The 24957-nt window shown below is 73.5% G+C and carries 22 protein-coding genes, 1 tRNA gene and 4 pseudogenes; 16 read left to right on the top strand and 11 right to left on the bottom strand.

The features are described 5' to 3' along the window. Positions 1-2 precede the first annotated feature (2 nt). From hemQ to MF408_RS04600, 4 genes and pseudogenes are all read left to right on the top strand, one after another. Entirely contained in the window at positions 3-728 is a 726-nt protein-coding gene (hemQ, locus tag MF408_RS04615) for a hydrogen peroxide-dependent heme synthase (RefSeq protein WP_240250431.1), read from the top strand. 36 nt (positions 729-764) lie between these two features. Then, positions 765-1667 carry a hypothetical protein gene (locus MF408_RS04610; RefSeq protein WP_240250430.1) on the top strand — a complete coding sequence of 301 codons (903 nt, stop codon included), beginning with the start codon at positions 765-767 and terminating at the stop codon, positions 1665-1667. Between the two features lie 53 nt (positions 1668-1720). Next, positions 1721-2126: pseudogene (gene msrB / locus MF408_RS04605) on the top strand (peptide-methionine (R)-S-oxide reductase MsrB). Between the two features lie 283 nt (positions 2127-2409). After that, on the top strand, positions 2410-3822 hold the full coding sequence (locus MF408_RS04600; protein ID WP_240250429.1) for an HNH endonuclease signature motif containing protein: 1413 nt from the start codon (positions 2410-2412) through the stop codon (positions 3820-3822). Positions 3823-4170: 348 nt separating this feature from the next. On the opposite strand, the gene MF408_RS04595 is transcribed toward MF408_RS04600, so the two are convergent. From MF408_RS04595 to MF408_RS04585, 3 genes and pseudogenes are all read right to left on the bottom strand, one after another. Continuing rightward, entirely contained in the window at positions 4171-6474 is a 2304-nt protein-coding gene (locus MF408_RS04595; RefSeq protein WP_240250428.1) for a M20/M25/M40 family metallo-hydrolase, read from the bottom strand. Then, on the bottom strand, positions 6471-7646 hold the full coding sequence (locus MF408_RS04590) for a prolyl oligopeptidase family serine peptidase (RefSeq protein ID WP_240252214.1): 1176 nt from the start codon (positions 7644-7646) through the stop codon (positions 6471-6473). Before MF408_RS04590 ends, MF408_RS04595 begins: the two co-directional genes overlap by 4 nt. Positions 7647-7735: 89 nt before the next feature. Continuing rightward, positions 7736-8521 (bottom strand): annotated as a pseudogene (locus tag MF408_RS04585) (hypothetical protein); the annotation flags it as partial. On the opposite strand from MF408_RS04585, the gene MF408_RS24935 reads away from it, so the two are divergent. The 9 genes and pseudogenes from MF408_RS24935 (at position 8444) to MF408_RS04540 (ending at position 16032) form a co-directional block, all read left to right on the top strand. Then, positions 8444-10357, top strand: coding sequence for an ABC transporter substrate-binding protein (locus tag MF408_RS24935; protein WP_275693343.1), 1914 nt, complete (start codon positions 8444-8446; stop codon positions 10355-10357). The pseudogene MF408_RS04585 and the gene MF408_RS24935 sit on opposite strands and share 78 nt — an antisense overlap. Positions 10358-10457: 100 nt before the next feature. Next, the gene (locus tag MF408_RS04570) at positions 10458-11501 is read left to right on the top strand and encodes an ABC transporter permease (RefSeq protein ID WP_240250427.1); all 1044 of its coding nucleotides are present in this window, start codon (positions 10458-10460) and stop codon (positions 11499-11501) included. Beyond that, positions 11498-12421 carry an ABC transporter permease gene (locus MF408_RS04565; RefSeq protein WP_240250426.1) on the top strand — a complete coding sequence of 308 codons (924 nt, stop codon included), beginning with the start codon at positions 11498-11500 and terminating at the stop codon, positions 12419-12421. Before MF408_RS04570 ends, MF408_RS04565 begins: the two co-directional genes overlap by 4 nt. Continuing rightward, entirely contained in the window at positions 12418-13386 is a 969-nt protein-coding gene (locus tag MF408_RS04560; RefSeq protein WP_240250425.1) for an ABC transporter ATP-binding protein, read from the top strand. Before MF408_RS04565 ends, MF408_RS04560 begins: the two co-directional genes overlap by 4 nt. Then, complete coding sequence (locus MF408_RS26590; RefSeq protein ID WP_345893846.1) at positions 13383-14777, top strand: ATP-binding cassette domain-containing protein; 1395 nt, start codon at positions 13383-13385, stop codon at positions 14775-14777. The genes MF408_RS04560 and MF408_RS26590 overlap by 4 nt, the downstream gene beginning before the upstream one ends. Further along, positions 14681-15046, top strand: a pseudogene (locus MF408_RS26585) (ATP-dependent DNA ligase); the annotation flags it as partial. The gene MF408_RS26590 and the pseudogene MF408_RS26585, both read left to right, overlap by 97 nt. After that, positions 14982-15203 (top strand): hypothetical protein, encoded by a 222-nt coding sequence (locus MF408_RS26580; protein WP_345893845.1) that lies wholly within the window; start codon positions 14982-14984, stop codon positions 15201-15203. The pseudogene MF408_RS26585 and the gene MF408_RS26580, both read left to right, overlap by 65 nt. Further along, a complete protein-coding gene (locus MF408_RS26575; RefSeq protein WP_345893844.1) occupies positions 15200-15487 on the top strand; it encodes a hypothetical protein in 288 nt (95 codons plus the stop codon). The genes MF408_RS26580 and MF408_RS26575 overlap by 4 nt, the downstream gene beginning before the upstream one ends. Beyond that, a complete protein-coding gene (locus MF408_RS04540) occupies positions 15484-16032 on the top strand; it encodes a DUF664 domain-containing protein (RefSeq protein ID WP_240250423.1) in 549 nt (182 codons plus the stop codon). The genes MF408_RS26575 and MF408_RS04540 overlap by 4 nt, the downstream gene beginning before the upstream one ends. Before the next feature lie 3 nt (positions 16033-16035). Here MF408_RS04540 and MF408_RS04535 read toward each other — a convergent pair whose 3' ends face one another. Beyond that, complete coding sequence (locus tag MF408_RS04535) at positions 16036-16188, bottom strand: hypothetical protein (RefSeq protein WP_240250422.1); 153 nt, start codon at positions 16186-16188, stop codon at positions 16036-16038. Between MF408_RS04535 and MF408_RS04530 the strand changes: the two genes are divergently transcribed. Next, positions 16181-16576, top strand: coding sequence for a hypothetical protein (locus MF408_RS04530; protein ID WP_240250421.1), 396 nt, complete (start codon positions 16181-16183; stop codon positions 16574-16576). The genes MF408_RS04535 and MF408_RS04530 overlap by 8 nt on opposite strands. 49 nt (positions 16577-16625) lie before the next feature. Here MF408_RS04530 and MF408_RS04525 read toward each other — a convergent pair whose 3' ends face one another. The 3 genes from MF408_RS04525 to soxR form a co-directional block, all read right to left on the bottom strand. Then, positions 16626-17747: an ATP-dependent DNA ligase gene (locus tag MF408_RS04525; RefSeq protein ID WP_240250420.1), complete on the bottom strand. Its 1122-nt coding sequence runs from the start codon at positions 17745-17747 to the stop codon at positions 16626-16628. Between the two features lie 11 nt (positions 17748-17758). Continuing rightward, the gene (locus MF408_RS04520; protein ID WP_240250419.1) at positions 17759-18889 is read right to left on the bottom strand and encodes a DUF4032 domain-containing protein; all 1131 of its coding nucleotides are present in this window, start codon (positions 18887-18889) and stop codon (positions 17759-17761) included. Positions 18890-19019: 130 nt separating this feature from the next. Further along, positions 19020-19451, bottom strand: a complete 432-nt coding sequence (gene soxR, locus MF408_RS04515; protein ID WP_240250418.1) for a redox-sensitive transcriptional activator SoxR — start codon at positions 19449-19451, stop codon at positions 19020-19022. Positions 19452-19578: 127 nt separating this feature from the next. On the opposite strand from soxR, the gene MF408_RS04510 reads away from it, so the two are divergent. Then, positions 19579-19651: transfer RNA gene (locus MF408_RS04510), tRNA-Thr, on the top strand. 305 nt (positions 19652-19956) lie between these two features. Here the strand turns inward: MF408_RS04510 and pdxY are convergent. From pdxY to MF408_RS04485, 4 genes are all read right to left on the bottom strand, one after another. Further along, complete coding sequence (gene pdxY / locus MF408_RS04500; protein ID WP_345893843.1) at positions 19957-20997, bottom strand: pyridoxal kinase; 1041 nt, start codon at positions 20995-20997, stop codon at positions 19957-19959. A gap of 27 nt (positions 20998-21024) precedes the next feature. Then, positions 21025-22092, bottom strand: coding sequence for a SpoIIE family protein phosphatase (locus MF408_RS04495; protein WP_240250416.1), 1068 nt, complete (start codon positions 22090-22092; stop codon positions 21025-21027). 105 nt (positions 22093-22197) lie between these two features. Continuing rightward, the gene (locus MF408_RS04490) at positions 22198-23016 is read right to left on the bottom strand and encodes an alpha/beta hydrolase (protein ID WP_240250415.1); all 819 of its coding nucleotides are present in this window, start codon (positions 23014-23016) and stop codon (positions 22198-22200) included. Between the two features lie 9 nt (positions 23017-23025). Then, positions 23026-23697 carry an MSMEG_6728 family protein gene (locus MF408_RS04485; protein WP_240250414.1) on the bottom strand — a complete coding sequence of 224 codons (672 nt, stop codon included), beginning with the start codon at positions 23695-23697 and terminating at the stop codon, positions 23026-23028. A gap of 160 nt (positions 23698-23857) precedes the next feature. Between MF408_RS04485 and MF408_RS04480 the strand changes: the two are divergent. Next, positions 23858-24784: pseudogene (locus MF408_RS04480) on the top strand (GMC family oxidoreductase N-terminal domain-containing protein); the annotation flags it as partial. Positions 24785-24957 lie beyond the last annotated feature (173 nt).

Raw genomic sequence — 24957 nt, 5'->3', positions numbered from 1 at the left:
GCATGAGCGACCCGCAGGCCGACATCAAGTCCAACGCAGCGAAGATCAACGAGCTCAACGAGACCGTCCGGTTCACCATGTGGTCGGTCTTCCGGCTCGATCGGCCGCTGGGCGAGGACGACGTGGTCCGCAAGAACGAGGCGGCCGAGGTCGAGCAGCTCCTCGCCGACCTCGCCGCCGACGACGTCGTCGTCCGCGGCACCTACGACGTCGCCGGCCTCCGCGCCGACGCCGACCTGATGGTCTGGTGGCACGCCGCGTCGAGCGACCAGCTGCAGGACGCCTACCACCGGCTCCGCCGCACCGCGCTCGGCTCGCGGCTCGCGCCCGTCTGGTCCCAGATGGCGTTGCACCGCCCGGCCGAGTTCAACCGCAGCCACCTGCCGGCGTTCCTGGCCGACGAGCGCGCCCACGCCTACGTCGCGGTCTACCCGTTCGTCCGCTCCTACGAGTGGTACCTCCTCGAGGACGGCGAGCGCCGCCGGCTGCTCGCCGAGCACGGCCGGATGGCCCGCGACTACCCCGACGTCCGCGCCAACACCGTGCCGAGCTTCGCCCTCGGCGACTACGAGTGGATCCTCGCGTTCGAGTCCGACGACCTCACCCGGATCGTCGACCTGATGCGGCACCTGCGCGGCTCCGAGACCCGCCGCCACGTCCGCGAGGAGGTGCCGTTCTACACCGGCCGGCGGGTCACCGTCGGCGACCTGGTCGACCGGCTGCCCTAGCGGGAACCGGCAGCCGGTCCGCGGCGTCGTACGACCATGAGGCTGCTGCCGCTCGTCGTCCTCCTCGCCCTCGCCGGTTGCGGCAGCGAGCCGTCCGCTCCCGCTGCGTCGGACCCGCCGACCCCGCCCGCCTCGATGCCGACCGAGGTCCCTGCCGCCGACGGCGTGGTCACCACCGGGGGACCGGTGACCGTCCTCGACGACGGCGACGGCCCGGAGCTCTGCCTGGCCGGGGTGATGGAGTCGCTGCCGCCCCAGTGCGGCGGACCACGCCTCCTCGGCTGGGACTGGGCGGCTCACCGCGGTGACTTCGAGGCCCGCTCCGGCACCCGCTGGGGCGACTTCGTGGTCACCGGCAGCTTCGACGGGACCGCGCTCACCCCGACCGAGGTGGTCCCGGCGAGGGAGCACGACACCCCTCCCGTCCCCGACGAGCCCGTCTGGCACACGCCGTGCCCGGAGCCCGCGGGCGGCTGGGCGCCGGTCGACGAGGCGACGACGACCGAACGGGCGCAGCAGGCGGCGATCCGCCTCGCCGAGCGGTTGCCGGGTTTCGGCGGGCTGTGGCTCGACCAGTCGATCAACCCGGCAGCCGACGCGGGGCCGAGCGGCATCGAGGGGGAGCTCGCGATGAACGACCCGCGGCACACGATCCTCAACGTCTCCGTCACCGACGACCTCGCCGCTGCCGAGGCGGCGATTCGTGAGGTCTGGGGCGGCCCGCTGTGCGTCTCGGAAGCGGCGATGACGGCCCACGAGATCCGCCGGATCGGGCACGAGCTCGGTGACCTTCCCGGTGTCCTGTCCTACGGCGGCAGCTCCCACCCGGTCGACGCCTCCGTGGTGTTCGACGACGGGACGCTGCAGGCGTGGGCCGACCAGACCTACGGGGAGGGCACGGTCGTGATCAGCTCCGCGCTGGTCCCGGTCGACGGCTGAGCGGCCGTCCGGCGTGGTGCCCGTCACTGGTGTGCGCGGGTAGCCTCGACACCATGGGTTACAACGTCGAGAAGACGGACGAGGAGTGGCGCCAGGAGCTCACTCCCCGAGGAGTACGCCGTGCTCCGCCAGGCCGGCACCGAGCGGGCCTTCACCGGTGAGTACAACGACACCGAGACCAAGGGCGTCTACCGCTGCAAGGCCTGCCAGGCCAAGCTGTTCGAGTCCGACACCAAGTTCCACTCCGGCTGCGGGTGGCCGAGCTTCTACCAGCCGGTCAGCGACACCATCGAGTACATCGAGGACCGCTCGCACGGCATGGTCCGCACCGAGGTGCGCTGCGCCAACTGCGGCTCCCACCTCGGTCACGTCTTCCCCGACGGCTACGGCACCCCCACCGGCGACCGCTACTGCATCAACTCGATCAGCCTGACGCTCGAGCCGGCTGACGCTAGCTGAATCTTGTCCTAGGACGAGGAAGCCGGTTGCGCGCCGCGGTGGTCGCGGCGCTTGGTTGATTGCTCCGACCGGTTGCCGGGCTGCCTCGGGTCGTCGTTCTGGGGTCGGGGACGAGACGGGTACGACGAGGGGTTGCGCGGCGTTGTCGGCCGGCGGCGTCGCGGGGGTGACGACGGGGTGTTCGGCCCACTTGTCGTCCACAGGCATCGATGTGCCGATTCCCTTTCCACAGCGGGGTTCTGAGCACCTGGCGGTGTCGGTGGCGGCGTGTTGACTAGGTCTCATGGAACTCGGGACCGCGCCGCTCTTCGACCTCCCCGCCGCGACTGCGGCGCGGGTGGTCGAGACCGAGCCTGCGGTCGCCGAGGTGCCGGTGAAGACGTTCACCCACGAGCTGCTCGACCTCGTCGCGGAGGACCGGGCGGTGATCGCGGCCCGCGAGCTCGCCCTGGTCCAGCGGGTCGCGCACTGGGCCAACCTCAACACCATCCCCACCACCGAGGGCGCGGCGACGTTGACCGAGCGGGGGCTCGACACCGGCTCCCCTGTGGCGGGTGAGGGTGCGCCGTTGGTCAGCGACTTCGCGATCATCGAGCTCGCACCGATCCTCGGCCGGTCTCTCGATTCGGCTCGGTCCTACGTGGGTTGCGTCGTCGAGCTGGCCCATCGGCTGCCGCAGGTCTGGGCCAAGGTCGAAGAAGGTGTGGTGCCGGTGTGGAAGGCGCTGCGGATCGCGGACCAGACCCGCCTCCTGAACGAGGCGGCCGTCGGTTTCGTGGACCATCACCTCGCCTCGTTCGTGGCGGGGTGTTCGTGGGCGCAGATCGACCGGCTCGTCGAGGAGGCGATCACCCGGTTCCAGCCCGACCTCGCCGAGGCCCGCCGCCGGCGTGCGGAGGAGTCTCGACGGTTCGACATCGACCTCGACCACGCCGGCACCGAGGGTGTGGTGCCGGTCGACGGCGTCCTCGACACCGCCGACGCGATGGATCTCGAGCGCGCGGTTGCCGCGAAGGCGAAGGAGCTCGCGTCACTCGGCGATGAGGACTCCCTCGACGTCCGCCGGGCGAAGGCGGTCGGTGAGATCGCCCGCGACCAGCTCACCCTCGACCTCGCCGGCGACGACGCTGACGGCGACCAGCCGGAGCACCCGCGCCCGGTCGGCGGACGCGGCATCGAGCTGTTCGTCCACCTCACCGACACCGCCCTCAGCGACGACGCCGCCGCATCCGAAGGGGCGTGCGTCGGTCGGTTGCAGAACCTGCAGGTTCCCGTCACCGCCGAGCAGATCCGTCAGTGGTGTGGTGCGGCGGGGCGGATCATCGTCCGCCCGGTCCTCGACCTCGCCGGCTGCGAGCCGGTCGACGCCTACGAAGTGCCCGACCGCCACCGCCGGACCGTGGTCCAGCGTGACCACAAGTGCGTGTTCCCCGGGTGCGCCAAGCGCGCCGAACGCAGCGACGTCGACCACATCCAGCCGCACGCCCACGGTGGCGTGACGTGTCCGTGCAACTTGGCAGCCCTGTGTCGCGGTCATCATCGGGCCAAGACCCATGCCGGCTGGAGCTACGAACGCCTCGCCCCGACGGTGTACCTGTGGACCAGCCCGTCTCGGCACCGCTACCTCGTCACCGCCGCCGTCACCCGGGCCCTCGACCCCGGTGACGACGCCGGCACCGACCCGCCCGAGCAATAGGCACCGCGCCCAGCACCCCGCCCGACTCGGCGGGGCCAGCGGCATGCCCGGTCACCGCCTCGCGGGCCTGCGCGGTGGATCCCCGTCACCAGGTGACCGCGATCAACCGCACAACCCCTCGCTTCTGCCCCGACCACAGAACGACGACCCCAAGCCACCTGGCGCACGGTCGGAGCAATCAACCAAGCGCCGCGACCCCCGCGGCGAGCGCCCACGCTGCTCGTTCTTCCTCAGTCGCCGACAACCGTCCCCAGCCGCGGACGTCATGCGCCCCGAGGGCGATCGCCCACGATCCGTATGACGTCCCCGGGTGGCACGGGCGAGCGTCCGCGCTGCTCGGTCCGCCGCCTACGGCTCGCCGGTCAGAGCGCGGCGGGGGTTGTCGACGAGCAGGGTGTGCAGGTCGTCGTCGGTGAAGCCGCGCTGGCGGAGGCGGGGGACGACCTCGACGAGGAGGTGGTCGTAGCCGGTGCCGCCGTGGGCGTGCAGGTGCTGCGGGAGGAAGACGTCGTGGCTGAGGAGCAGCTGGCGCAGGTGGCCGGCCTCGGCCAGCGCCTCGAGGTAGCCGAGGGCGCGGTCCTCGTAGTGGCCGCCGTCGGAGCCGAAGCCGTCGAGCTGGACGAAGCAGCCGCTCCGCGCGAGCTCGAGGTGGTACGCCGGCCGCGGCACGGTGTCGCAGTGCCCGACGACGACGCGGCGGGGGTCGACGCCCTCGTGCTCGAGCACGGCGAGCTGGTCGAGCCCGACCGGCCGGCGGGCGGCGTGGGTGGAGATGGTCAGCCCGGTCGCCAGGTGGGCGCGGGCGGCCGCCCGGAACGAGCGCTCCTCCGCCGCGGAGAGGTGGCCCTGGTCGCAGCCGATCTCACCGATGATCCCGGGCCGGACCCGTTCCGGGCCCACCCCGTCGGTGATCTCCGCGACCATCGCGGCGGCGATCTCGTCGACCGAGGTGCGGTCGAACCAGGCCCGGTCGAGGTAGGGGTCGCGGTAGTGCCCGCAACCCATCACGACGTGCACGCCGGTCGCCTCCGACACCCGCCGCAGCGCGGCGGGGTCGCGCCCGATCTCGTCGGTGGTGAGGTCGACGAGCGTGCCGCCGCCGGCGGCGGCGTACCGGCCGAGCTCCTGCACGGCCAGCGCCTCGTCGTCGAGGAGGCCGGCCGCGCGGTACTCCACGAGCAGGTCGCTGAAGAGGTGCTCGTGCGGCAGCACCACCCCGAGCGCGTCCGCGGCGACCGGCCCGCGGACCGTCATCACCGAGCCGGCCGCGCTCACCCGAGCACCCGTTGCGCGAGCGCGACGTGGAACCGGGCCGACAGGGCCAGGTCGGCGACGTGGATGCGCTCGTCGGCGTTGTGGTAGCCGGCCTCCAGCACGTCGGCCGGGGTGTGCACGTAGGGGTTGAAGCCGTACGCCGTGGTGCCGGCCCCGGCGCGCAGGTAGACGGAGTCGGTGAACCCGGTGCCGAGCAGCGGGAGCAGCGCGGCCGGCTCCACGGGCGACCCGTCCGGCCCGGCCGGCGCCACCTCCGCCATCGTCGCCGCGATGGCGTCCATCAGCGGGGAGGGACTCCGGCGAGCTGCTGCCCGCGACGAGGTGCTCGGGCCAGTCGAGCTCGTAGGGCAGGTCGTGGCCGAGCCGGTCACGGACGGCCCGCTCGACCTCGTCGGCGGTCGTGCCCGGCAGGATCCGGCAGTCGAGCTCGACCCAGGCCCGGGCGGGCATCACGTTGCGCTTGCTGGACCCGCCGACCATCGTCGGCGCCATCGTGGTGCCCGTGAGCGCGGGCAGCAGGTGGGCGAGGGCCGGGTGCAGCCTGCCGGCCCGCTCCGCCCCCTCGGCGAGGTCGGCCGGCACCGACCCGAGGAGCACCTCGAGGGTGCGCTCGAGCAGCGGCGAGGGCTGGGCGGCGGGCATCCCCGCGCCGACACGGCGCAGCACCTCCCGAGCAGCGGCACGGCGTTGCGGCCGATCGACGGCGTCGACGCGTGGCCGGCCTCGCCGACGGCGCTGACCCGCACGGGGTAGGTGCCCTTCGCCGACGCCGACGGGCACGACCACCCGGCCGTCGGTGAGCGGCAGCCGCTCGCCGCCGCCCTCGTTGACGGCCATCGCCGGCCGGATGTCGGGTCGCTCCTCGAGCAGCCACCGCATGCCGACGTCGTACATGCCGTCCTCCTCGTCGGCGACGGCCAGCAGCCACAGGTCGCCGCGCGGCCGGAAGCCGGACCGCGCGAGCGCCGCCATCGCGACCGCGCGGGCGGCCACCTCGCCCTTCATGTCGACGGCGCCGCGTCCGTGCAGCCAGCCGTCGTCGGTGACGACGGCCGCGAACGGCGGGTGGGTCCAGTCGCGGGCGTCGGCCGGCACCACGTCGGTGTGGCCGACGAAGGCCAGCGACGGGGCGTCGCCGGACCCCGGGATGCGCGCCACGAGGTTGGCCCGCCGCTCGTCCCGGGCGACCAGCTCGCACTCGACGCCGTGGCCGGTGAGGTAGCCGTGGAGGTACTCCGCGGCCAGGGTCTCCTCGCCCGGCGGCCGGCCCAGGTGCTCGGCGGGCGCGTTGCTGGTGTCGATGCGGATCAGGTCGCGCGCGACCCGGAGCGTCTCCTCGGCCAGATCGATGCCCGTGGGGCCCGTCGAGCCGGTCACGGGGCGACCACCCCGAGCCGGTCGAGCACCCATGCGTAGACCTCCGCCTCGTAGGCCAGGTGGCCGTAGCGGCCGGACGGCCCGTCGTGGGCGCCGGCACCGACCTCGCAGCGGAACAGGCACCGCGGCGCCCACGCGGTGTCGCTCGCCCGCAGCGCGGCGACCCACTTGGCCGGCTCGTGCACCCCCACCCGCGGGTCGTGCAGGGCACCGGTCACCAGCAGGTCGGGTCGTACGCCGACCGGTGGCAGGTTGTCGTAGGGGGAGTAGGCGAGCATCCAGGCGTGGTCCTCGGGCCGGTGCGGGTCGCCCCACTCCTCCCACTCGTTGACCGTGAGCGGGACCGTGTCGTCGAGCATCGTGGTGACGACGTCGACGAACGGCACCTCCGCGACGACCGCCCGCCATCGGTCGGGCCGCTGGCTGAGGACGGCACCCTGGAGCAGGCCGCCCGCGCTGAGGCCCCGGGTCGCGATCCGCGCCCGTCGACGTGGCCTCCGGCGAGGCCGTCGGCGACGGCGCAGTGGTCGGTGAAGGTGTTCTGCTTGTGCTCGAGCCGGCCCGCCAGCCACCACCGGCGCCCGCCCTCGCCGCCGCCGCGCACGTGGACGTGCCCGAAGACCACGCCGCGGTCGAGCAGGCTGGGCAGCGCGGGGTCGAAGTCGGGCTCGAACGTGTACTCGTAGGCGCCGTAGGCGTAGAGCAGGGCGGGTGCCGTCCCGTCGAGGGGCACGTCGCGGTGGCGGACCACCGTCACCGGCACCGCCGTGCCGTCGGCGGAGGGGGAAGGCGAGCCGCTCGGTGACGTAGCGGCCGGGGTCGTGGCCGGGCGCCACCTGCCCGCCGACGTCCGACTCGCGGCCGGTGGCCAGGTCGACCCGGCGCCACACCTCCGGCTGCACGTGCGCGCGGTCGACGACAACGACGGCGGTGGCGGCGTAGTCGGTGCTGCGGGCGAGGTGCACCGCGCCGCACGGGAACCGGCTGCTCACCAGGACGCCGTCGCCCCCGAGGTCGTCGTGCGGCAGCAGGCGCAGCCGGTGCTCCCATCCCGAGCGCACGCTGAGGACGACGTGGCCGGCGAAGGCGTCGACCCGCTCGACCCGCTCGTCCGGCCGCCCGGCGCGGACCTCGGTCCACGTCGTCCAGTCCTGGTCGCCGGCCAGCGGCACGGGGCGCGCGCACCACCCGGAGCTCCGGGGGCCCGGTCGTCGGTCACCAGCAGCAGGTGGCCCGGGCCGCCGGCGTCGTCGCGGACGTGCTCGGCGCGGTAGACGACGCCGTGGCGCCGGCCACCGGCCGACCACGGCCGGGCGTCGGGCCGGTGCGCGTCGATGCACCACACCTCGCTCGTCGTCCGGCTCTCGCTCAGGACGACGACCAGGTCGCCGCTGCGGCTGGCCCGCAGGTGCAGCTCGTAGGCCCGGTCTGGCTCCTCGAGCACGAGCCGGTCGTCGGCGACCGGGGTGCCGATCCGGTGGCTCCAGACCTGGAACGGCCGGTAGACCTCGTCGTGGACGGTGTAGAAGAACGTGGCCGAGTCGGCGCTCCAGGCGCCGCCGTAGTAGGTGCGGGGCACCTCGTCGGGCAGGTCCTCGCCGGTGCGCAGGTCGCGGAACCGGAGCCGGTAGACCTCGTCGCCGACCGTGTCGACGGAGTAGGCGAGCAGGTCCTCGTCGGGGGAGACGATGGTCAGGCCGAGGGCGAGGTAGCCGCTGTCGTCGCCGAGCGCTCCGACGTCGAGCACCGCCTCGACGCGAAAATCGTTGAGATTTTGCCTTCTGAAGAGGGAATTCGTCTCATCATGTGGGCCGGGGGTGCGAAATCGTCGGTGCAGAACCGGATATTCCTCACCAGCGGCGTGCTCGGTGTAGTAGGAAAGCGGGAACGCTGCCACGGGGGGCGACAGCTCCGTCGGAGGCAACCGCGAGGCCATCTCGGAGCCGAGCTCGGACACCAGGGAGTCCAGATGGGCGCACGCAGAGTCGTAGTAGGCCCGCTCCGCCGTGAGGTGGTCCACGACGTCGCCGGCGCCGGTGTCGCGCAACCACGACCACGGGTCGGGTCGCGCCGTCCCGTGCTCGACGTGCTGGTCCGGGCGCTGCGGGGCGAGGGGTGGCTGCACGGGCGTCAACGTACGCCGGTCCGGCCGGTCGCGGCAGCGGTCCTGGTGGCGTCGTTCGGGCTGGCAGGGCTGGCCGGGCCCGGTGCCGGACCGGCCGCGGCCGAGGACGAGCCGACCCGGTTCACCGTCGCCCTGCTCAACGAGGTCGACAGCTTCAACCCGTTCCTCGGCATCGAGGTGGAGTCCTACGAGATGTGGGCGCTCACCTACGACACGCTCACGACGCTGGCGGTCGACGACCTGTCGGTGCAGCCCCTCGCTCGCCACCGAGTGGGAGACCAGCGAGGACGGGCTCACCTGGACCTTCACCATCCGCGACGACGTGACCTGGTCCGACGGCGAGCCGCTGACGGCCGACGACGTCGCGTTCACCTACAGCCGGGTGCTCGGCAAGGGCCCGGAGTCGGCGACCTGGTCGTCGTGGCTGGCCGGCGTCACCGAGGCGACGGCGCCCGACCCGACGACGCTGGAGCTCCGCCTCCGGCGGCCCAACAGCGTGCTCCCGATGGTGCCGATCCCGATCGTCCCCGAGCACGTCTGGGGCGACGTCGACGGCAAGGAGATGCGGTCGTTCGCGGCGGAGCCCACCGACGGTCGGCCGGTCGTCGGCTCCGGGCCGTTCCGGCTGGTCGAGGGCACCGCCGGCGGGTCGACGTACCGCTTCGAGGCCAACCCGACTACTGGCGCGGCGCGCCGCACGTCGACGAGGTCGTCTTCCGGGTCTTCCAGAGCGAGGACCCGGCGGTGCAGGCGCTGGTCAAGGGCGAGGTCGACTACGTCGAGGGCATCTCGGCGCTGCAGGTGGAGGCGCTCGGCGGGCGCGACGGCATCCTCGCCCAGAACGCCAGCACCACCGGGTTCGACGAGATCGCCTTCAACGCGGGGTCGGTCGACCTCGAGACGGGGGAGCCGATCGGCGACCCCAACCCCGCGGTGCTGGACCCGGAGTTCCGCTACGCGCTGGGCTTCGCCGTCGACCGGGAGCGGCTGGTCGAGACGGTCTACCAGGGCGCCGGGGAGCCGGGCTCGACGATCGTGCCGCCCGGCCTCGCGCAGTACCACTGGGAGCCGCCGGCCGACGAGCTCGGCCACGACCCGGAGCGGGCGGCCGAGCTGCTCGACGAGGCGGGCTACACCGTCGGCGACGACGGTCTCCGGACGTTGCCGGACGGGTCGCCGATGGGGGACCCTGCGGCTGTTCGCGCGCTCCGACTCCGACACCTCCACCGACGTGATGACGTACTTCCAGGAGTGGCTGGCCGACCTCGGCATCGAGGCGGAGGTCACCAGCGTCGAGTCGTCGAAGCTGACCGACGTGATCCTCGAGGGCGAGTTCGACGCCTTCGAGTGGGGCTGGTACGTCGACGCCGACCCCACGTCGATGCTCAGCTACATGACCTGCGACCAGCGCGGCAGCTGGTCGGACTCGTGGTACTGCGACGAGGAGTACGACGAGCTGTTCGAGGCGCAGGGCGCCGAGCTCGACCACGAGACCCGGGTCGAGCAGATCCACCGGATGCAGGAGATCCTGTGGCGCGACGCGCCCTACCTCCTGACCGCCTACAACACCACCGGGCAGGCGGTGCGCAGCGACCGCTTCGCCTGCCTGCAGAACCAGCCGAGCCCGGACGGCCTGTGGCTCTTCCAGCAGGGGGATCCACTCCTACCTCTCGGTCCGGCCGGCCGACGAGGCCGGCGACTGCGACGGGCTCAGCGAGGCGACGACCGCCGAGGAGGGCTCGGGGTCCGACGGCGTGAGCACCGGCTTCGTGGTGGGCGCCGGGGTCGTGGCGCTGCTCGTCGTCGTCGCCGGTGGCGTGGTGCTGGCGCGCCGCCGGGCCACCGCCGGGGACCGTGAATGACGCTCGTCGCGGGGGCCGACCTGGTCCAGGAGGGGGCGGCCCCGCGCCGTCCGCGCGGCGGCGGCTTCGGGCGCTACGCGCTGGGCAAGGTGCTCGGCTCCCTGGGCAGCCTGGTGTTCCTGCTGGTCGTGAACTTCTTCCTGTTCCGCGTGCTGCCCGGCGACCCGGCCCGCACCCTCGGCCGCGGCCGGTTCACCACCGAGGAGCAGCTGGAGGCGTTCAACCGGAACTACGGCCTCGACCAGCCGCTCGGCGAGCAGTTCCTGACCTACCTGCGCAACACCCTCTCCGGCGACCTCGGCGTCTCGCTGCGCTACCGGGTGCCGGTCTCGGACCTGATCGTCGACCGGCTCGGCCCGACGCTGCTGCTCGTCGGCACCTCCACGCTGCTCGCCGCCTTGATCGGGATCTGGCTCGGCATCCGCGGCGCCTGGCGGCGGGGCGGCGCGTTCGACCGGTTCTCGACGAGCGCCTCGCTGACGCTCTACTCGATGCCCGAGTGGTGGCTCGGCCTGCTCCTCATCGCGGTCCTCGCCGTCGGCATCGGGCCCCTCCCCGGCCTCTTCCCGACCGGGGGCCTGCACTCCGTCGACGCCGACCCCTGGTCGGTCGCGGGCGTCCTCGACACCGCCCGGCACCTCGCCCTGCCCGTCCTCACGCTCACCCTGGCCTACCTCGCCGACTACGCGCTGGTGATGCGCAGCTCGCTGCTGGACGAGATGGGGGAGGACTACCTGACGACCGCCCGCGCCAAGGGGCTGCGCGACGTCGCCGTGCGCAACCGGCACGCGGTGCCCAACGCGCTGCTCCCGACGACGACCGTCGTCGCGCTCAACTTCGGGTTCGTCGTGGCCGGGGCGATCACCGTCGAGACCGTCTTCTCGATCCCCGGTCTCGGGCTGCTCGCCACCGAGGCGCTCTCGGTGCCCGACTACTGGGTGCTGCAGGGCACGTTCCTCGTCGCGTCCGCCGCAGTGATCCTCGCCAACCTGGCCGCCAACCTGGTCTACGGCCTGCTCGACCCGCGGGTGCGCGCATGACGACGACGAGCCCCACCGGCAGCGCGGCGCCGTCGGCGCGGACCGTCGCCCGCCGCCGCCGGGCCGCCGCCCGGCAGCGGGGCTGGCGCGAGTTCCGCCGGCACCGCTCGGGCCTCGTCGGCGCGGCCGTCCTGCTGCTGTTCGTGCTGCTGGCGCTGCTGGCGCCGGTCGTCGCCGACGCCGACGGGCTGTCGGTCACCCGCGCGACCGGCGGGGTGCTCGAGCCGCCGAGCGCGTCGTACCCGCTCGGCACCGACGACAACGGGCGCTCGGTGCTGACGCTCCTCATCTGGGGCTCGCGGATCAGCCTGCTGGTCGGCGTCCTCGCCACCGTGATCTCGATGGTCATCGGCACCGTCGTCGGGCTGCTCTCGGGCTACTTCGGCGGCTGGCCGGGCGCGGTGCTCTTCCGGCTCACCGAGTGGTTCCTCGTCATCCCGTTCCTGCCGCTGGCGATCGTGCTGGCCACGGTGATGGGGCGGTCGCTGCTCAACATCGCGATCGTGATCGGGGTGACCTCCTGGCCAGGCACGGCGCTCCTCATCCGGAGCCAGACGCTGTCGGTCAAGGAGCGCGCCTACCTCGAGCGGTCGCGGGTGCTCGGCGCCGGGCACGGCCACCTGCTGCGCCGGCACGTGCTCCCCAACGTGATGCCGCTGGTGTTCGCCAACACCACGCTGACCGTCGCCGTCGCCATCCTGTCGGAGACGACGCTGAGCTTCCTCGGCCTCGGCGACCCGACCCGGGTCTCGTGGGGGTCGATGCTCCAGGACGCCTTCCGTGCCGGCGCGATCACCACCGGCTCGTGGTGGTTCATCGTGCCGCCCGGCATCTGCGTCGTGCTCGTCGTGCTGTCGTTCACCCTCGTCGGGCAGGCGCTCGAGGCCGTGCTCGACCCCCGGCTGCGGGAGCGCCGGTGAGCGGGCTGCTGTCGGTGCGCGACCTCAAGGTCGCCTACCGCACCGACGAGGGCGACGTGGTGGCGCTGCGCGGTGTCGACCTCGACGTGCGGCGCGGCGAGGTGCTCGGCGTGGCCGGCGAGTCCGGGTGCGGCAAGTCGACGCTCGCCAGCACCGTGCTCCGGCTGCACCCCGCCACCGCCCGGGTCAGCGGGTCGGTCCTCGTCGACGGCGCCGACGTGCTCACGATGCGCTGGGGCGACCTGCGGGCGCTGCGCTGGGCAGGAGCCTCGATCGTCTTCCAGGGCGCGCTGCACTCGCTCAACTCCGTCCGGCGGATCGGCACCCAGATCGCCGAGCCGATCCGGCTGCACGAGCCGGAGGTCGGCCGGGCCGAGCTCGACCGCCGCGTCGGCGAGCTCCTCGAGCAGGTGGGGCTGCCGGCCTCGCGCCGGACGGCGTACCCCCACCAGCTCTCGGGCGGGCAGCGGCAGCGGGTGATGATCGCGATGGCGCTGGCCTGCCGGCCGTCGTTGGTCATCGCCGACGAGCCGACCACCGCGCTCGACGTGATGGTGCAGGCGCAGGTGCTCTCACTGCTGTCCGGCCTCGTGCGCGAGCTGGGGGTCGGCATGGTGCTGATCAGCCACGACCTCGCGGTCCTGCGCCAGGTGTGCGACCGGATCGCCGTGATGTACGCCGGCCGGGTGGTCGAGGAGGGACCGGCGCAGGAGGTCTTCGGCGCGGCCCTCCACCCCTATGCGGCCGCATTGTCGTCGGCGTTCCCGAGGATCGGCGACCCGGCGTCGCGCTACGCCCCCGCCGGGCTGGCGGGCGACCCGCCCGACCTGCGGCTGGCGCTCGAGGGCTGCTCGTTCGCGCCCCGGTGCCCGCGCGCCGTCGACCGGTGCACCGCCGTGGACCCGCCGCTCGAGGAGCACGCGCCCGATCGCGCCGCCGCCTGCATCCGGGTCGGTGAGCCGTGAGCGCCGGCGACCACGTCCTCGAGGGGCGCGGGCTGGCCGTCGAGCTCCCCACCCGCGGCGGCCAGGTGGCGACCGCGCTCGACGGCGCCGACGTCGTGGTGCGCTCCGGCGACATCGTCGCGCTCGTCGGCGAGTCGGGGTCGGGCAAGACGACGCTCGCCCGGACGCTGATGGGGCTCCAGCCGCCGACCCGCGGCGAGGTGCTGCTCGACGGCGCCCCCGTCGGGCGGCGGCCGCGCGACCTCCGGTCGCTGCGCCGGACGGTGCAGATGGTGCTGCAGGACCCCGCAGGCGCGCTGAACCCCCGGCACACCGTCTACGAGTCGGTCGCCGAGGGGATCCGGCTGCACCGGCTGGGCGGCTCGGAGGAGCAGCGGGTCGCCGACGCCCTCGCCGCCGCCGGCCTGCGACCCCCGGAGCGCTGGTTCCTCCGCTACCCGCACGAGCTCTCGGGCGGGCAGCGGCAGCGGGTGCTGCTCGCCGGCGCGCTCGCGCTCGAGGCGGCGCTGCTGATCGCCGACGAGCCGGTGTCGAGCCTCGACGCCTCGATCCGCGGCGAGCTGCTCGCCCTGCTCCTGCGGCTCCGCGAGGAGCGCGGTCTCGGGGTGCTCGTGGTCACCCATGACCTCGGGCTCGCGTGGAACGTCGCCGACCGGACCGCGGTGATGTACCTCGGCCGGATCGTCGAGTCCGGCCCGACCGAGGAGGTCCTCTCCGACCCGCGGCACCCCTACACCAAGGCGCTGCTCTCGGTGTTGCCCCGAGGCCGGCCGGCCCGACCCCGTCGTGCTGACAGGCGAGGTGCCCGACCCGACCCGGATCCCCGGCGGCTGTCGGTTCCACCCGCGCTGCCCGGCCCTCGCCGCCGGCCGGGCCAACGGCGTCGCCGACGCGTGCCGCGGCACGCCGCTGCCGGTCCTGCCGGCCGTCGACGACCACGTCGCCGCCTGTCACCTCGCGGCAGCGGGGGGCGACCGCGGCTAGGGTCGGGCCATGGCGAAGACCGCAGCCGCCGAGGTGCAGGCAGGCGACCGCACGGTCCGGGTCTCCAGCCCCGACCGGGTGATCTACGAGGCCACCGAGCGGACGCCGGAGGTCACCAAGCTGATGGTGGTGGAGTACGTCGTCAGCGTCGCCGACGGCCTGATGCGCGCGCTGCGCGACCGGCCGACCGCGCTCGAGCGGTGGCCGAGCGGCGTCCGCGAGGGCTTCAAGCTCGCCACCGGCCCCTGGGACAAGGACGCCGAGGCGTTCTACCAAGCGGGTCCCCAAGGGGGCGCCCGACTTCGTCGAGTCCGTGCGGATCACCTTCCCTCCGGCCGCACCGCCGACGAGATCTGTCCCACCGAGATCGCCGTCCCCCGCGTGGTGCGCGCAGATGGGCGCGCTGACCTTCCACCCGTGGCCGGTCCGCCGGACCGACGACCCCGGCAGCCTCGACCGGCCCGACGAGCTGCGGATCGACCTCGACCCGCAGCCGGGCACCTCGTTCGCCGACGTCGTCCGGGTGGCGGGACTGGCCCGCGAGGTCCTCGAGGAGCGGGGGGATCCGCGGCTACCCGAAGACCTCCGGCAACCGCGGCATCCACGTCTACGTGCGGATCGAGCCGCGGTGGACGTTCGAGGACGTCCGGCACGCCGCCATCGGCTTCGGCCGTGAGCTGGAGCGCCGCGACCCCGGCGTCACCACGGCGTGGTGGAAGGAGGAGAGGGGCGAGCGGGTCTTCGTCGACTACAACCAGAACAACCGCGACCGCACGATCGCGTCGGCGTACTCCTGCGCCCGCTCCCGGGCGCCCCGGTGTCGACGCCGATGACCTGGGCGGAGATCGCGGAGGTCGAGGACCCCCGCGAACACAACCTGTTCACCGTGCCCGACCGGGTCGCCGCCGGGGACCCGTGGGCGACCATCGACGACGAGGCGTTCTCGCTGGAGCCGCTGCTCGAGCTGTGGGAGGAGCTGCCGGGCGGCGAGCTGAGCTTCCCGCCGGACTACCCGAAGATGCCGGGCGAGCCGCCCCGGGTGCAGCCGAGCAAGAAGGTCGCCGAGCACTGGGACGACAAGGGCAATTGGGTCGGCCCGGAGCGGCTGCGGCCGTGACGACCGAGGACAAGCGGATGGCGCGCGACGACACCGAGCCGGCCAAGAGCGGACCCGCGGGCGCGGCGCGGTGGGCGGCGTACCTCGACTGGGTGCGCTCCGAGATGGTCGGCGGTGTCCTCGCCCTGCCGCCGGAGCGGCAGCGCGCGTCGCTGGTGCCGTCGGGCTGGACACCGCTGGAGCTGCTCAGCCACGTCCTGCACATGGAGCAGCGGTGGTTCGTGTGGGGGTTCCTCGGGGAGCCGGTCGCGGCGCCGTGGGGCGACTGGGACGTCGCCGACCCCACCGAGCCCGGCGCCGGCGGCCGCTGGCACGTGCCCGACGGCGTCACCGCCGAGGACCTCGCCGCCCGGCTCGAGGCGGTCGGCGAGCGCACCCGGGCGGTGCTGGCGTCGCACCCGCTCGACGCCGTGGCCCGGGTCGGCGGGCGCTTCGACGCCGACCCGCCGACGCTGGAGTGGATCTGCTTCCACGTGCTCGCGGAGTACGCCCGGCACGCGGGCCACCTCGACATCGTCGTGGAGCAGGGCGCCGCGGGGGCGTGAGGGTCAGACCCCGGAGACGCCCTCGCCGCCGCCGGCCTGCTCGTCGAACGTCTCGTGCTCCAGCAGGTGCAGCACCGGTACGCCGAGCCGGCGGCGCGCCCGCGACGTCCAGTCGACGTGGAAGAACTCGGCGACGACGTGGGGGCGGGTGAGCACGATCGCCTCCCCGGCCGTCGACCTCGGCCACCTTCGCCGCGAGCGCGTCGACCGGCGGCTCGCTGACGATCGTGCCGCTGCCGACCTCGGCGCCGGCCGCGGTGAGCGCACCGGCGGTGCTGGCCAGCTCGCGCTCGGCCCGACCGCGGTTCTCCTCCCGGAGCGCCGCGAGCTCGTCGGGCGTGGGCGTCATCGGAGGGGACAGCAGATCGGCGCCGCCCATCGCGCCGAGCGAGGCCTCGACCGCCGCCGCGGCGTCGGCCATCGGCAGCAGGACGTGGTAGACGACGTGCGCGTCGAGCCCGGCGTGCAGCGAGCGCACCTGCTCCGCGTCGACGGCGGTCAGCGGCTGCTCGACGAGGAGCACCACGTCGTACCGCTCGGCTGAGGTCTCCATGCCCCCCAGTCCTACACCCCGCCTGAGGGTTGGTCGAGCATCACCCGCCGAGGACGTCGGCCAGGTCGTAGCTCACCGGCTGCTCGAGCTGGTCGTAGCCGCACGACTCCGGGTCACGGTCGTCGCGCCACCGCTTGAAGTGCGCGGTGTGGCGGAACCGGCGCCCCTCCATGGCGTCGTACTTCACCTCCAGCACCCGCTCCGGCCGCAGCGGCACGAACGACAGGTCCTTGCCCTGGCTCCACCGGCTCTGGGTGCCGGGCTGGCGGCCCGGGTTGGCGACGAGGAACTCGCTCCACCGCCCCCACGGGTGCTCCTCGATCGGGCACACCAGCGCCTGCATCTCCTGCCACAGCTCGGCGCGCCGCTTCTCGGTGAAGCTGGCGCTCACGCCGACGTGCTGCAGCTCGCCGTCGTCGTAGAGACCGAGTAGCAGGCTGCCGAGCAGCGGCCGCTCGGGCGTGCTGGTCTTGTGCTCGCGCATCCCGGCGACCACCACGTCGGCGGTGCGCTCGTGCTTGATCTTGAGCATGGTGCGGGCGCCGGGGGAGTAGGGCGCGCCCATCGGCTTGGCGATCACGCCGTCGAGCCCGGCGCCCTCGAACTGGTGGAACCACTGCTCGGCCACGGCGCGGTCGCGGCTGGTGCGGGTGAGGTGGCAGCTGCCGGCGGCCGGGCGGCCGGCGAGCCCGGCGAGGGCGTCCTCGAGGACCGTCCGGCGCTCGGCGAACGGCCGGTCGACGTACGCCGTGTCGCCGAGGGCGAGCAGGTCGAACGTCACGAACCCGGCCGGGGTCTTCTCGGCCAGCATCTCGATCCGGCTCCGAGCCGGGTGGATCCGCTCCTGGAGCACCTCGAACTCCAGCCGGCTGCCGAGCGCCACGAAGATCTCGCCGTCGAGCACGCACCGCTCGGGCAGCTGCTCGCGGGCGGCGGTGACCAGCTCGGGGAAGTAGCGGGTGAGCGGCTTGGTGTTGCGGCTGGCCAGCTCCACCTCGTCGCCGTCGCGGAACAGGATGCAGCGGAAGCCGTCCCACTTCGGCTCGAAGCTCAGCCCCTGCCCGTCGTAGGCGCCGTCGGGGTCGAACGCGGCCGGGTCGGGCACCCCCTTCACGGCCTTCGCGAGCATCGGCTGGACGGGCGGCATCACGGGCAGGTCCACGACAGGTGAGACTAGTCCGGCGCCATCAGCTCATCGGGCCGCTGCGGCAGGACGTTCCTGATGTAGTCGGCGGCCGACTCGAAGATGTCGACCTCGTGGCCGGCGCGCTCGGAGAGGTACCAGCGGTGCACGAGCACCTCGTGGAAGAACTCCGCCGGCTCGAGCTTGCCGCGCTGGTCGTCGGGCAGCATCGCGACGAGCGGCTCGTAGACCTGCAGCAGCCAGCGGTTGGCGACGACGGCCCGGTCCTCGCGGCCGAGGTCCTGGTGGGCGGTGTACGCCGCGATGTCGTTGAGCAGCCGGCGGGCCTGGGCGTCCTCGACGCTGAGGCCGGTGAGGGCCTGCAGCTCGCGGGTGTGGTGGCCGGCCTCCACGACCTTGGGCTGGATCCGGATCCGGTCGCCGTCGAGGTCGGTGACGATGTCGAGCTCGTCGACGTCGAACCCGAGGTCGTTGAGCCGCTCGATCCGCTGCTCGATGCGCCACATCTCGGCCTGCTCGAACTCCTCCTCGGCGGTCAGCTCGCTCCACAGCGCGTCGTAGCGCTCGGCGAGCAGGTCGACGATCTCGAGCGCCTGGACGTCCGGGTCGAGCTCGTTGCCCGCCTGGAGGTCGAGCAGCTCGGCGAAGACGTTCTCGCCGGCGACGGTCAGGTCGTGCTCGCGCAGCCGGTCGGACAGGGTCGGCTTCAGCTCGCCGGTCTCGGCGTCGACGAGGTACGCCGCGAACCCGCCGGCGCTGCGCCGGAACAGCACGTTGGACAGGGACACGTCGCCCCAGTAGAAGTCGGCGAGGTGCAGCCGGACCAGCAGCACGACGAGCGCGTCGAGCAGCTCAGGGAGGTTCTCGGCCCGCAGGCCGTGGCGGAACAGGCTGCGGTAGGGCAGCGAGAACTGCAGGTGCTCGGTCAGCAGTGCGGCGGGCAGCGGCTCCCCGGAGGCGTCGACGCGGCCGGTCACGACGCCCCTGGGCACCACGGTGGGCAGGTCGAGGCGCCGCAGGTCGCGCAGCATCCGGTACTCGCGGAACGCGATGGGCTCCTGGGTCTCCTTGACCGCGAGCGTCTGGTCGCGCGCCCGGACGATCCGCACCACGTGCCGCGACAGGCCGCGGGGAGCGGTACGACGTACTCGTCCGGCCACTCAGCCAGCGGCGTCGACCAGGGGAGCGTCAGCAGGGCGGGGTCGGTCCTGCTGGCGACCACGTGCAGCGCCATGACAGCAACATACGCGGGTCGCCGACGTCGCTGCCGGAGGGCGCGGTGGCGGCCGGTCAGGGCTCGAGGAGGACCGCGCCCCGGCCGTGCTCGGCGGCGATGTCGCCGGGGTTCATCAGTGCGCAGCTCCTGAGGCTGAGGCAGCCGCAGCCGATGCAGCTGTCCAGGCGGGTGCGGAGCAGCTCGATCCGCCGGATCTGCTCGTCGAGCCGCGGGCGCCACTCGCGGCTGATCCGGTGCCAGTCGGCCTTCGTCGGCGTGCGGTTCTCCGGCAGCCCGGCGAGCGCCTCGGCGATCTCGTCGAGGGTCAGCCCGACCCGCTGCGCGGCGCGGACGAACGACACCCGGCGCAGCGTCGACTGCTCGTAGCGTCGCTGGTTCCCCGCGGTGCGGGTGGACCGGATCAGGCCCTTGGACTCGTAGAACCTGATGGCGCTGGTCGCGACGCCCGCGCGCTCCGCCAGCTGCCCGATCGTGAGGAGGGCCATGCCGTTATCGTGCCGCGAACGGACCTCGACTTCAAGCGAGGTTGAGGTCCGGGACGGCTGTGCTCCTCGCCGCCCACGGCCGCCCACCACCACGGCCGGTCCGCCGACTACCATGACCGGGTCGCCGGCCGGTGTAGCTCAGTTGGTAGAGCACCTCTCTTGTAAAGAGGATGTCGCGGGTTCGATCCCTGTCACCGGCTCCGTTTGATGGTGCAGGACTTATGCGCCGCCGGGAGCGCACTACCTCGGAGTTGCGCTGACTCCCTTGGTGCTGTGGGCAGTCACAGCACCGAGGGAGTCACCCGAACACCGAGGGAGTGCGGATTGGTCACGAACCGCAGGCACCGGAGGCCGCGGCCCGCGACCGACCCGCCCTCCCGACGTCCGGACCGATGTGCGGAGGCCGGGAGCCCTGGTGCACCATGGTCACCAGTACGAAGCGCCTCTCGGGAGGGTCCCTCGTGTCCACACCAGCCAAGACGTTCAGCCGCCGCCTGTTCCTGAGCTACCAGGAAGTGATCGAGGGGCGCGGCAAGGACGTGGACCTCGCGATCGACGCGTTCGCCGCACGCAACCGCGACGTCGACCTGGAGCAGCAGCTGACGTTCCGCCAGTGGTTCGCCGAGAACCCGCGGACCCGCGCCGCCCACGCCCGGTAGCCCGCGGTCAGCGCAGCCGGCGCGCCTCGAACCCGGTCGGCGGGTGGGCGATCGCTTCCTGGGCACCGACGATCTGCAGCTCCCGGGTGCCGGCCGCCAGCGTCGCCTCCAGCACGGCGAACACGGTGCCGGTCGTGCGCTCGAGCGCAGCCGCCGGGGAGGAGGTGTCGAGCAGGTGCGCGAGGTACAGCGCGGCTGTGATGTCGCCGCCCCCGTTGGGCGTGATCGGCAGCAGCGGCGTGGTGACCGCCCAGGCGCCCTCGTCGGAGACCGAGACCACGTCGATGGTCTGCCCCGGGCGCGGCCCGGCCGCGGCGGCGGGCGGCGGGTCGCCGTACACGACCGACGTGACCAGGACGTTGCGCGGGCCGCGCGCCCGGACCTCGTCGACCGCCGCGAGGACCTCCTCCGGCGTGCGCGTCGTGCGGCCGGACAGGAAGTCGAGCTCGAAGTGGTTGGGGGGTCAGCACGTCGGCCTTCGGCAGCACCTCGTCGCGGAGGAACTCCGGGATGCCCGGGCGCACGAACACGCCGCGTCCGACGTCGCCGATCACCGGGTCGCAGCAGTAGACGGCGTCGGGGTTGAGCTCCTTGACCCGCGCCACCGCCTCGAGGATCACCGCACCCATGGCCGGGTCGCCCTGGTAGCCGGACAGGACCGCGTCGGCCTGCCCGAGCACGCCCCGGTCCTCGATCCCGCCGATGACCGCGCGTACGTCGGCCGGGTCGAGCAGCGGCCCGCGCCAGGCGCCGTAGCCGGTGTGGTTGGAGAAGTGCACGGTGAGCACCGGCCACACGTCGTGCCCCAGCCGCTGCAGGGGGAACACGGCGGCGGAGTTGCCGACGTGGCCGTAGGCCACCGAGGACTGGATCGACAGGATGCGCACGCACCCATCGTCCCAGGTCGGCGAGCGTCAGGTGGCGGGCACCCGGAGCGCCACCACGGCGACGTCGTCGTCGGCATCGCCGGCACGGAAATCGGCGACGTCGTCGACGAGCCCGTCGACCAGCTTCGCGGGGTCGGGGCCGTGCGCCTCGACCGACGCCAGCAGCCCGGCCTCGTCGAAGAACGCGGTGCCGCGCCGGGCCTCGGTGACGCCGTCGGTGTAGAGCACGAGGCCCTCGCCCGGGGCGAGCACCAGGTCGTGGTCGGCGAACCCCGGATCGTCGAAGACGCCGATGAGCGGCCCCGCGGCGGCGACGGGCTCCGCGCCGCCGTCGGCCGCCACCCGCACCGGCGGTGGGTGCCCGCCGACGCTCAGGGTGGCCCGCCACGAGCCGCCGTCGCGGCGCAGCCGGACCAGCACGGCGGTGCAGAACCGCTCGGTCTCGTGCTGGACGAGGACCTCGTTGAGGTTGGCCAGGGTGCGGGACGGCTCGGCGAAGGTCACGCTGGCGGCCCGTACGGTCCACCGTGCGAGCGAGGTGATGACGGCCGCTTCCGCGCCCTTGCCGCAGACGTCGCCGAGCAGGACGACCCACTCGTCGTGGGCGACGGGGAACACGTCGTAGAAGTCCCCGCCGACGATCAGCCCGTCGGTCGCGGGCCGGTAGGCGGTCGCCACCTCCAGGCCAGGCACCCGGGGCTCGGCCGGCGGCACGAGGGTCTGCTGGAGGGTCCGGGCCAGCGCGCGCGCCTGCTCCTCCGAGGCCTCGGCGCGCTCCTTCGCGACCAGCAGCTCCCGCTCGTAGCGGCGGCGCTCGGTCGCGTCGAGGACGGCGACCCTGATCACCGACGGTGCCCCGGCGGGGTCGCGCTCGAGGGAGGCGTTGAGGAGCACCGGGAGGCGTCGGCCGTCGCGGCGCACCAGCTCCAGCGCCAGCTCGCGGACCGTGTCGTGCATCCGGAGCATCGGTGCGTAGTGGGTCTCGTGGTAGATCCGTCCGCCGGGCGTCAGCAGGTCGGTCAGCCGGACGCCGACGAGCTCCTGGCGCGAGCGCCCGAGCCAGGTGCAGAGGGTCGCGTTGACCTTGACCACCACCCCCGTCCGGGGTGGTGGAGAGGAAGCCGCAGGGCGCCCGGTCGTAGAGCCGGACCGGGTCGTCCTCGACGAGCGCGTCGAGGAACGCGTCGCGAGCGGGCTCCGTCACCCGGCCGCCCTGCTGCCCCTGACGAAGCCGCGGATCGCCTCGACCGTCGCGTCGGGTGCGCTCAGGTTCGGGCAGTGGCCGGTGGCGTCGAGCAGCACCAGCTCGCTGCCCGGGACCGCTGCGTGGACGTACTCTCCGACGGAGACCGGCGCGATCACGTCCTCCCGGCACTGCAGCACCAGCGTCGGGACGCCCACCCGCGGGAGGTCGGCGCGGTTGTCGGACAGGAACGTGGTCTCGGCCCACCGGCGGGCGACCGCCGGGTCCATCCGGCAGAAGCTCTCCGACAGCTCGGCGCCGAGCTCGGGCCGGTCGGGGTTGCCCATGATCGCCGGCGCCATCGCCGCCGACCAGCCGAGGTAGTTGCTGGCGAGGGAGTCGAGGAGCTCGTCGATGTCCTCCGCGCCGAACCCGCCGACGTAACCGGCGGCCGGGTCGTCGACGTAGCGGGGCGAGGGGCCCACCATCACCAGCCGGTCGAAGCGCTCGGGCTCCTCGATCACCGCCAGCGCACCGATCATCGCCGAGACGGAGTGCCCCACGAGGACGACGTCACGGAGGTCGAGCTCGCGGACGAGGTCGAGCACGTCGGCGGCGTACCCCTGCAGCGAGGAGTAGCGCTCCGGGTCCCAGGCGGCCGCGGGCGTGCCGCCACACCCGGCGTGGTCGAAGAGGACGAGGCGGAACGCGTCGGCGAACGCGGGTGTGACGAGCCGCCACATGTGCTGGTCGCACCCGAAGCCGTGCGCGAACAGCATCGGCTGCCCGTCCGGCACTCCGGAGAGGGTGACGTTGAGCCGACTGTGGACGTCCATCACGCGACCCTAGTCCACGGCGTCGTCGCCGCCCCGACCCTCCTTCCGCCACTGTGCCCGGGCCGCCTCCTCCGCCGCCCGCCGGCGCCGGGTCTCCCAGGCCTTCCTGGCCGCGCGGCTGCGGCGGCGCCGCTGCCGCTCCACCTCGAGCGCCCGCCGCTCGAGCTCACACGCCTGCCGGCGGGCCCGGTTCTCCGCGCGCCGCCGCTCCGCCTCGACCACCGCCTCGGAGCGCACCGGCCAGACGTAGGGCAGGTGGTCCGGCACGTCGGGGAACAGCGGCCGGTAGTGGTCGGGGTCCTTGCGCACCAGCGCCGAGCGGTGGCTGCGGTGCAGCTCCTCGTCGCCCAGCCACGGCGGAAGGGCGCCGGCCGCCGCGAGCTCCTCCTGCGAGCGCACCGCGGTCACGCCTGCCGCGCGCAGGTCGGCCGCGATCGTCGCCGCGCACGTGTCGCCGAACCCGCGCTCGGTCCAGACCGCGCAGCACGTGAACCCGTAGCGGCCGAGCGCCTCCTCGAAGCCCTTCCACATCAACGCGGCCGGGTGGTTGGCCCAGCCGTAGCCGGGCCGGGTCAGCGCCCGCACCACCTGGATCGTCTCGACCCGTTGCTTGCCGAGCCGCTTGGGGTCGAGGCTGCGGGCGGAGCGCTCGAAGTCGGCGTAGGGCAGGAAGGTCTGCACGCTCCCAGCCTCCGCGGTCGCCCAAGGCTCGGCCGCCCGTGGAGGGGGGCGGGCCCAGCGGGCGAAAGGGCTTCGTCCGTACGCGAGACCTGTACGCCCGAAACTAGAACGCGTTACAGTTGTCGGGCCAGCCGTGGACGAGCGCGATCAGGAGTGCGGGATGGGCAAGCGCAGGCAGCGCAGCAACGAGGCCGACTACGTCGTCGCCGGGTCGGGCAGCTCCGGGTCGATCGTGGCCGCGCGCCTGGCCCAGTCGGGTGCCAGCGTGATCCTGCTCGAGGCAGGGAAGTCCGACGAGCAGCTGCTCACCAAGGTCCCGGGGATGATCGGGCCGATGCACGCCGAGCCCCGGATCAAGAGGCTCAACGACTGGGGCTACTACTCGGTGCCCCAGAAGTCCCTCGACGGCCGCCGGATGCCGGCGCCGCGGGGCAAGGTGCTCGGCGGCTCCAGCTCGGTCAACGGGATGGTCTACGTGCGCGGCAACCGCGCCAACTACGACGCCTGGGCCGACGAAGGCAACACCGGCTGGGACGCCGACAGCGTCAACGCCGCGTTCAAGCGCTACGAGGACTTCGAGGACGGCGAGAACCAGTACCGCGGCGCCGGCGGCCCGATCCGCATCACCCGCAACAAGACGCCGCAGGAGGCCACCCTCCAGTTCATCCAGGCCACGGCGGACACCCTCGGCGTCAAGGTCCTCGACGACTACAACGCAGCCGAGCAGGAGGGCATCAGCCGGATGCAGCAGAACGCTGCCGACGGCCTGCGCTACAGCTCGGCGCGCGGCTACGTCCACCACCTCGCCCCGCCGACGCTCGAGGTGCAGACCGAGGTCCACGTCACCCGGGTCACCGTCGAGAACGGCCGGGCCACCGGTGTCGAGGTGCGCGACAAGGACGGCGTACGCCGGCACGTACGGGCCGGGAAGGAGGTCATCCTCTCCGCGGGCGTCTTCGGCTCGCCGCAGCTGCTGATGCTCTCCGGCGTCGGGCCGGCCGACCACCTCCGCAGCCTCGGCATCGACGTGGTCGCCGACCTGCCCGTCGGCGACAACCTCCACGACCACCTGTTCCACGCGATGACGTTCCACGTGCCGTCGGTGCTGCATCGCGGGAAGGCGTCGTACTTCGCCAAGGGGCTGCTCGTCGAGCTCACCCGCGGCGGCTCCTTCCTCGCCAACTCGGTGTTCGAGTCGGTGGGCTTCGTCCGCACGTCCCGCGCCACCGACGTGCCGGACCTCCAGCTGCACATGCTCCC

Source organism: Nocardioides sp. TF02-7, assembly GCF_022437945.1.
Taxonomy (GTDB): Bacteria; Actinomycetota; Actinomycetes; order Propionibacteriales; family Nocardioidaceae; genus Nocardioides.
Note: the sequence above shows the minus strand (reverse complement) of the source record. Positions and strands in the feature narration are given on the sequence as shown.

What these genes read in the sequence shown, in the direction of transcription:
- MF408_RS04565 (WP_240250426.1), top strand. Translation starts at nt 11,498, where the DNA reads ATGACGACGACGAGCCCCACCGGCAGCGCGGCGCCGTCGGCGCGGACC.
- hemQ (WP_240250431.1), top strand. Translation starts at nt 3, where the DNA reads ATGAGCGACCCGCAGGCCGACATCAAGTCCAACGCAGCGAAGATCAAC.
- MF408_RS04610 (WP_240250430.1), top strand. Translation starts at nt 765, where the DNA reads ATGAGGCTGCTGCCGCTCGTCGTCCTCCTCGCCCTCGCCGGTTGCGGC.
- MF408_RS04600 (WP_240250429.1), top strand. Translation starts at nt 2,410, where the DNA reads ATGGAACTCGGGACCGCGCCGCTCTTCGACCTCCCCGCCGCGACTGCG.
- MF408_RS04490 (WP_240250415.1), bottom strand. Translation starts at nt 23,016, where the DNA reads ATGGACGTCCACAGTCGGCTCAACGTCACCCTCTCCGGAGTGCCGGAC.
- MF408_RS24935 (WP_275693343.1), top strand. Translation starts at nt 8,444, where the DNA reads ATGGGCGCACGCAGAGTCGTAGTAGGCCCGCTCCGCCGTGAGGTGGTC.
- soxR (WP_240250418.1), bottom strand. Translation starts at nt 19,451, where the DNA reads ATGGCCCTCCTCACGATCGGGCAGCTGGCGGAGCGCGCGGGCGTCGCG.
- MF408_RS04570 (WP_240250427.1), top strand. Translation starts at nt 10,458, where the DNA reads ATGACGCTCGTCGCGGGGGCCGACCTGGTCCAGGAGGGGGCGGCCCCG.
- MF408_RS26575 (WP_345893844.1), top strand. Translation starts at nt 15,200, where the DNA reads ATGACCTGGGCGGAGATCGCGGAGGTCGAGGACCCCCGCGAACACAAC.